We start from the raw sequence: 7,515 nt of genomic DNA on the forward strand, positions 1-7,515 counted from the left end.
AGTCCTCGGCGGCTTGATCAACGAGTATAGACGCGCGGCGTAGACAGACAGAAAAGGCCAGGTCGCAACTGAAATCGAGTATCCGCACCCGACAGCCATCCAGCGGTGTCACGTAGGTCAGCTCGACCCGGTCACGGATCCCGCGCTGCCGGAAGTACCAATCGGCCAGGAAACAGAATTCCAGCGGCGCGACCGGGCATTTGATGGGCGTGTCGACGACGTTGACCGCGATCCGCCCACCGGTGAAGTCGTGCAACGCGTGCTGCAGCGCGGCCGCACCAGCCGGGGTGTAGAAGGTGAAGACCTTCTCGTTCCACCCGGGGCCGGTCAGCCCTTCGGTCTCCTCCGGCAGCAGCACCGACCCGGTCGCCACGACCAACACGTCGTAGTCCAGCAGAGTGCCGTCCTCGAGGCGCACCTGATCGGTATCGAGATCGACGCGGTCGATGCCGGCCTGGTGGAAGACGATCCCGTCGTGCAGTTGCCGGTGCCGGGGACGAATGAGTTCCTCCGGCTCGGCGAGCCCGAACGGGATGAACAGCAGACCCGGTTGGTAGACGTGGTCGTCGTCCTGATCGACCACGACGATCTCGGCTTCGCCGATGTCGTAGGCGCGCCGTAGCCGGTTCGCCGCCAGCGTCCCGCCGGTACCGGCCCCCAGAATCACTATCCTTCGCACACTTCAAAGATCGGCCACGCCACCCTCGTCACCCAGGGGCTTAGGTCCCACAGCAGCGGTGCCAACGGCCCAACGGCGGCCGGGGCACGGGAGATGGCGCCGGTGCTGATGGCGGTGAGGTCTGCCGCGGTGAAGAGGCGCTTGCGGGCGGTGCGATGTGTGGCCGGCTTGGTCGAGCAGGGACTGGATCTGGCATGCCGCCGGGGTCACGGGTTTCCGGGGCCGGTGTTTCGGAGCGCGCCTCGTTCTCAGCAGACGCGGCGCACGATGATCGCTCCGTTGTCGCGGCTCGGCGGGTCCGGGTAATAGCCGGGCACGATGTGGGCGCGGTCGGGCACCACGTACCGGTGGCCGCGGTACATCTCCAGGAACGGGTCGACGAGGCAGCCGTTCACGCGGAGGAACGCGTAGTCCTTGGCGTCGACCTCGCCGAATCGGCGGCAGTACGCGTCGTAGCCCGGGATCTTCGCCCCCGTGACGACGTACTCCAGGCCGAGTCGTTCGGCCAGCGCGACCGGCGTCTCCATCATCACCTTGTACGCCGTGCCGCCGCGCGCGTGGCGGCGGAGCGACCCGGAGACGAGGTAGAGGGAGTTCGCCCGGGAGAGGTCGATATCGGGCAGGAATCCGTGATTGGTCACCTTGTCCCAGCTGCTGAAACCGGAGACCTCGGCCGGGTCGTACCGCAGCGGGCAGCTCATCAGCGTGCCGACGGTCTCGCCGTCGCGCCGGAACAGCCAGAAGCCCTTCGGGAACTTCTCCAGCCGGACCCGCATCTGCTCGCGGCTCGCTCGCTGGTCGGGAGTCCAGTCCTCCTCCACGCGCATGATGTCGTCAAGGTCGGCGAGCGTGGCCTCGCGCACGTCGATGTTCATGTTCTCCTCTCTCACCACTTCACGGGCAGGCGTTCCAGCCCGTGCACGAACACTCCGTCGCGCCAGCGGAAGGTGGATGGCTCCTCGGCGAAGCACAGGCCCGGGGATCGGCGCGTCAGCAGGCTCAGGGCGACCGCCGCCTCCATCCGTGCGAGCGGAGCGCCCAGGCAGAAGTGGATGCCCAGTCCGAAACCGAGGTGCCGGTTGGGCGTGCGGGTGATGTCGAACCGTTCGGGGTCGGGGAACTGTGCCGGATCGTGGTGCGCCGACAGCAAGGACGCGACGACGAGTTCCTCGGCCGGGATCAGGTGTCCGGCGAAGTAGGTGTCCTCCAGCGCGAACGCGCCCGTCGTGTTCTTCACCGGGCCGCAGTGGCGCAACGTCTCCTCGACAGCCCCGGTGATCAATGACGGATCGGCGCGGAGCCGCTCGAACTGGTCGGGATGGCGCAGGAGCGCCCAGACGCCGTTGCCGATCAGATTGCCCGTGGTCTCGTATCCGGCGGCGATGAGCAGGAAGATCATGCTCATCAGCTCGACCGGGGACAGCCGGTCCTCATGCTCCTCGACCGCGACCAGGGCACTGGTGAGATCGTCACGCGGTCGAGCCCGGCGCAGCTTCAGGAAGTCGGTCAGGTAGGCCTGGAACTCCGTGGCCATCCGCCGCAGGGCTGAGAAGTCGCCGTCCGTGGGCGGGGAGACGAGGATCGTGGTCCATTCCCGGAACTGCTCCTGGTCCTCGACAGGGACCCCGATCAGTTCGGCGATGACCGCGATGGGCAGCGGGAAGGCGAACCGGTCGAGGAGGTCGCCCTCGTCACCGGCCTGCCTGGCCTCGTCGAGCAGCCGGGTCGCGATCGTGGTCACCGTCGGCCGCAGTGCCTCCACCCGGCGCGGGGTGAAGGCCTTCGACACGAGCGAGCGCAGCCGGGTGTGTTCGGGAGGATCGGAGAAGAGCATGTGACGATCCAGCTCGCCGAGCTCGCTCACCCGGAAGTACCGCCCGCGCGCCTGGTCGGACAGCTTGCGGGGGTCCTTGATGAAGCGCGGGTCTCGCAGGAGCTCGACCGCCCCGGCGTACCGGGTCACCACCCATTCCGGAGCGCCCTGGTGCGGGTTGAACAGCCGGACCATGGGCGCCTCGCGGCGCAGACCGGCCAGGATCGGGAGTGGATCCACGCGTGCCTGCGGTTGCCACAGGTCATGCCGATCGTCTCCGGCGGCCACTGGTCATCTCCGATCTTCGTCGTTTCGTCGGGCGGGCCCGGCGTCGCCGTCGCGACGAGTTCCGTCAGTAACTCGCTGAGGGCGCCGGAAAGCAGGATCGGCCGGCATCCGGCACGCCACCGGCGCTCCGTGCCGGATGCCGGTCAGTCGACGGAGGTCAGCACCCGTCCGACGGCGCGCCACGTCGGGCGGGTGCTGATCCTGTCCCACCATGCGGCGAGATGGGGCCGTTCGTTTATCAGGTCACCGCCGCCGGAGGCGACCAGGTACGTCAGGTACGGCAGGAAGGTGACCTCGGCCAGGGAGAACCGCGGACCGGCGAGGTACGGCCGGTCGGCCAGGGCCGCGTCCAGCACCCCGAACGTGCGCGCCAGTTCGGCGCGTGCACGGGAGATGCCGGCGTCGTCCGGCGGGGCGGGAACAGCGCGACCGCCGGGCTGCGGCGGATGATGTCGTACACGGGTCCCGCCCTGACCAGGTCCCAGACGGGACCGCTCACGTACGACTGCTCGACGCTGATCCACTGTTCCATCAGGCCGCGCAGGCGTATGTCGTCCGGGGTGAGCGACGGCCCGGGCAGCCGTTGGTCGAGGTAGCGGATGATGGCCCGCGACTCGTAGAGCAGGAAACCGTCGTCGTCGAGTACGGGTATCTCCCCGAACGGCATCCGCGCCACGTGCTCGGGCAGCTTGTCCTGCCCCCGCAGCACGTCGACCTCGACGAGTTCGGCCTCGTGGCCTTTCTCGGCGAACACCATCAGCACCTTGTGCGTGCACGCGCTCGTCGCCGATCCGTAGACCCTCATCGGTCCTCGCCTTCACTCTCGCCGACCTCGACCGATGCGGCCCCGCCGAGGATGTCGAGCAGATACTCGCTGATCTCGCGAATCGTCGGATACTCGAAGGCCAGCGTCGCCGGCAGATCGATGCCGGTGCGCCGGGCCAGTTCGTGGCGGAGCGACACGGCCATCAGGGAGTCCATGCCGAGATCGAGCAGGGCCCGATCGGCGGGCAGGGCCGTCGGCTCCGTCAGCTCCAGCACCGTGGCGACGTCGGCGCGCACGGCGGCTTTAACGTACTCCCGGCGCTCTCCGGAGGGCAGCTCCGGCAGCCGGGCGCTCCAGTCGTCCTGGCGTCCGGCCCACTCGGCGCCGCCGCCGTGGATCGGCGAGAGCCGGAGCCCGAGCAGCTCACCCCGGATGATTCCGCCGTCGTCCACGATCCGGACGTCACCGGCCGGCGACGCCGCGTCGGTGGGCGACCCGATCGCCGCGTGGAGCCACAGTGTCCCGGCCTGTGGCGCGTCGATCGCCAGCTCACCGACCGCGAGGACCCGCCAGGCGGCCGGGTTCTCCTGCTCGCCCGCCGCGGCGAGGACCATACTGAGCGCGGCCCGCAGCAGCAGGTGGCGTGCTCCGGCGATATCCGGGGTCACCTCCAGGCGACACCACGCCTCGCGGTCGCCGCGCCACAGTCCGGCTGTGCCGGGCGGCATCGAGGACAGATCGCCGACCGGGAACGCGGCACCGCGACGTTCCCAGACGGAGTCCCAGGCGTCCCACGGGTCGCCGGACGGGCCGTCGGCGACCACCAGCCCATCCGCGTGACCGGTCCACGGCTCCCCGGCGCCGGCGGTGTCCGCCCTGCCGTACACGGTGAGCGGAACGCCGTCCTCCGTGGGCGCCGACAGTACCGCCTGCAGGCGTCGGGCCCCGCCGTCGGGCAGCGCGAGCGGCCGGTCGATCGTCAGATCCTGGATCCGGCCGCCGCCCTGGATCGCGTTCGCGACCGCGAGCGACAGGTCCACCAGCGCGGTGTCGGTGGCGACCCACTGTCCCGGTACCTCGCGTCCGGGGTGGTCCGCGACGGCGTCACGGGTCACGACGCTTTCGAACACGGCGGTGAGGCCGGCCACGTCCTGTCGTCTCCCAGGCCAGCAGGGCCGGGTCGCGGCCGGGACGGCCTCAAAGCCGGCGGACGTCCCTTCGGCCACCGTCGCCGGGGCCGACGGCAGCCAGTGGTGCCGCCTTCGCCACGGATAGGACGGCAGGGAGACGACCCGCCCTCGGGGCGCGTACAACCGCGCGAAGTCCACGGGCACTCCCGCCGCGTACAGGTCCGCCAGGGAGCGCAGCAGGCACCGTCGTTCGGGCTGGTTCCTGCGCAGCGTCGGGATGACGTGGCCGTCGACGCCGGTCCCCGCGAGAAGTGTCTCCAGATCACCGGTCAGTACGGCGTGCGGGCCGACTTCCAGGAACACGCGCCGGCCCCCTTGCGCTGCGGCCGAGACGGCGTCCGCGAAGCGCACCGGTTCCGCCACATTGGCGGCCCAGTAGGTCGCGTCCAGCCCACCCTGGGCGACGCGGTCCCCGGTGACGGTGCTGAACATCGGCCGGTCCGGCGGGGCGGAGCCGATCTCGCCGAGCTCGGCCGCGAGGGCGGCGGCGAACGGGGCCATGGCGGGCGAGTGGAACGCGTAGTCGACGTCCAGCGGACGGCAGCGCGTCCCCCTGCCGCGCAGCCGTGCGACCACCTCGTCCAGGGGACCGGCCGCTCCGGACAGCACCGTCGAGCCACCGTTGACCGCCGCGACCGCCACCTGCTCCTCGTGACCTCGCAGAGCGTCGCGTGCCTCCGCCGACTCCGCGGAGACGGACACCATACGGCCGGTGCCCTTGGCCCTGCCCATGATCCGCCCGCGCAGCACCACGAGCCGAGCGGCCTCCTTCAGATCGAGGGCCCCGCAGGCGTACGCGGCGGCGACCTCGCCCACACTGTGCCCGATGACCGCGCCGGGCCGGATCCCCCACGACGACAGCAGCGCGGTGAGTGCGACCTGCAGGCCGAACAGCGCCGGCTGGACGACCTCGGTGTGCCGCAACCTGGACTCGGATTCGCCGGCCGCGAGCTCGCGAAGGATCGAGAACCCGGCGTGCTCCCCGAGCACGGCGTCGCACTCCTTCAAAGCGGTACGGAACACCGGTTCGCCGGCGAGCAGCTCACGGCCCATCCCGATCCACTGTGATCCCTGGCCCGAGAAGACGAACGTCACGGCGGGGACCCGTCCCGGCGCCCGTCCGGACGCCGTGCCGCCCGGACGCTCACCGGCCGCCAACGCCCGCAGCGAGGCCGCGAGCTCCTCCCGCGAGTCCGCCACGACCGCCAGCCGGTGCTCGTGATGGGTGCGCCGGGCGGCCGCCGTGTAGCCCACGTCCCGGATGTCCTCGGCCCGGTCGACGACGTCCGCGTACGCTCCGGCCAGCGCCGGCAGCGCTCCGGGTTCGCGTGCCGAGACGGGAACGAGGACCGGGCCCGCCGAAGGCGGACCGGATTCCTCAGGAGCCGCCTCCTCCACGATGAGGTGCGCGTTCGTGCCGCTCATTCCGAAGGAGCTCACCCCGGCGAGCCTCGGCCGGTCACCGGCCGGCCACGGAAGCGGCCGGACCGGCAGCGTGAACGGAGTGCCGTCCAGGGTGATCCGCGGGTTCAGCGTCCGGAAGTGCAGGTTGGCGGGGATGGTCTCGTACCGCAGCGCCAGCACCGTCTTGATCAGCCCGGCGATGCCGGCCGCGGCCTCCAGATGACCGATGTTGGTCTTCACCGCGCCGAGCGCGCACGTCGCGCCGTCGGGCCGTGGCGGTCCGAACACCTCGGTCAGGGCATCGACCTCGATAGGGTCGCCGAGCGACGTGCCGGTGCCGTGGGTCTCGACGAACCCGATGTCCGACGCCGAGACGCGCGCGTCGTCCAGCGCACGGCGCAGCATGGCCTGCTGCGCGTCGGCGTTCGGCGCCGTCAGGCCGGCCGACCGCCCGTCCTGGTTCACCGCCGAGCCTCGGAGCAGAGCCCACACACGGTCGCCGTCCGCGCGGGCGTCGGCGAGCCGCTTGAGGACGACGAAGCCGCAGCCCTCGCCGCGGACGAACCCGTTGGCCCACGCGTCGAACGTGCGGCACCGGCCGTCCGGTGACAGGGCCTGCAGGTCCGCGACCATGTCCGTCGTCGGCGTGGCCAGCATCAGGTTGACGCCGCCGGCCAGCGCGAGCGAGGTCTCGCCACTGCGCAGGCTGCGCATGGCCAGGTGCACGGCGACCAGGGAGGACGAGCACGCGGTGTCCACGGCGAGGCTCGGTCCGCGCAGCCCCAGGTGGTAGGAGATGCGGCCCGGGCCGAAACAGTGTGCGGTGCCCGTGCCGGTGTAGGCGTTCCGCGACCGGGCTCCGGCCGTCGTGCCCAGCAGCAGGTAGTCGCTGGTGCTCATGCCCACGAACACGCCGGTGTCGGTGCCGGAGAGCCGATCGGGGGCGATGCCGCTGTGCTCGAGAGCCTCCCAGGCCACCTCCAGGAGCAGCCGCTGCTGGGGATCGAGCTGAGCGGCCTCCCGTGGAGTGATGCCGAAGAACGCCGCGTCGAATCCCGTCACGTCGGGGAGGAACGCGCCCCAGGTGCTCCCCTCGGCCGGCCGGTATCCCTGCTCCGTTCGCGCCGTGGGGACCCGGGACACCGCGTCCCGTTCCTCGACCAGCAGCCGCCAGAACGACTCGGGGTCATCGGCGCCGCCGGGAAAGCGGCAGCTCAGACCGACGATCGCGATCGGCTCGGTCCGCTCCCGCTCCAGCCGGTCGAGCCGCGCCCGCATCTCCCGCAGGGCGCCGGCCGCCTTCACCAGCCGGGAACGGTATTCGGCCTCCAGCCGCTCGGCGTCGCTCACCGCGGGCACGACGTGCCACCGCGAT

Annotated in this window: 6 protein-coding genes; all 6 read right to left on the bottom strand. The window is 71.2% G+C overall.

Annotated features, from left to right (window positions below; translation table 11 throughout):
- On the bottom strand, positions 1-679 hold a 679-nt coding region (locus AB0I04_RS13395), incomplete at its 3' end, for an FAD/NAD(P)-binding oxidoreductase (RefSeq protein WP_360883205.1).
- Positions 680-927: 248 nt separating this feature from the next.
- Positions 928-1,554 (bottom strand): hypothetical protein, encoded by a 627-nt coding sequence (locus tag AB0I04_RS13400; RefSeq protein ID WP_360883208.1) that lies wholly within the window; start codon positions 1,552-1,554, stop codon positions 928-930.
- A gap of 11 nt (positions 1,555-1,565) precedes the next feature.
- Positions 1,566-2,732 carry a cytochrome P450 gene (locus AB0I04_RS13405; protein WP_360883211.1) on the bottom strand — a complete coding sequence of 389 codons (1,167 nt, stop codon included), beginning with the start codon at positions 2,730-2,732 and terminating at the stop codon, positions 1,566-1,568.
- 191 nt (positions 2,733-2,923) lie between these two features.
- Positions 2,924-3,136: a glutathione S-transferase C-terminal domain-containing protein gene (locus AB0I04_RS13410; protein ID WP_360883214.1), complete on the bottom strand. Its 213-nt coding sequence runs from the start codon at positions 3,134-3,136 to the stop codon at positions 2,924-2,926.
- On the bottom strand, positions 3,052-3,585 hold the full coding sequence (locus tag AB0I04_RS13415; protein ID WP_360883217.1) for a glutathione S-transferase N-terminal domain-containing protein: 534 nt from the start codon (positions 3,583-3,585) through the stop codon (positions 3,052-3,054). Before AB0I04_RS13415 ends, AB0I04_RS13410 begins: the two co-directional genes overlap by 85 nt.
- A complete protein-coding gene (locus AB0I04_RS13420; protein ID WP_360883220.1) occupies positions 3,582-7,499 on the bottom strand; it encodes a beta-ketoacyl synthase N-terminal-like domain-containing protein in 3,918 nt (1,305 codons plus the stop codon). Before AB0I04_RS13420 ends, AB0I04_RS13415 begins: the two co-directional genes overlap by 4 nt.
- Between the last annotated feature and the right edge of the window lie 16 nt (positions 7,500-7,515).

The organism is Actinoallomurus sp. NPDC050550, from assembly GCF_040655075.1.
Classification (GTDB): domain Bacteria; phylum Actinomycetota; class Actinomycetes; order Streptosporangiales; family Streptosporangiaceae; genus Actinoallomurus.

Bases quoted from the DNA above. Each gene is read 5' to 3' on its own strand.
- AB0I04_RS13400 (WP_360883208.1), bottom strand. From the start codon at position 1,554: ATGAACATCGACGTGCGCGAGGCCACGCTCGCCGACCTTGACGACATC.
- AB0I04_RS13415 (WP_360883217.1), bottom strand. From the start codon at position 3,585: ATGAGGGTCTACGGATCGGCGACGAGCGCGTGCACGCACAAGGTGCTG.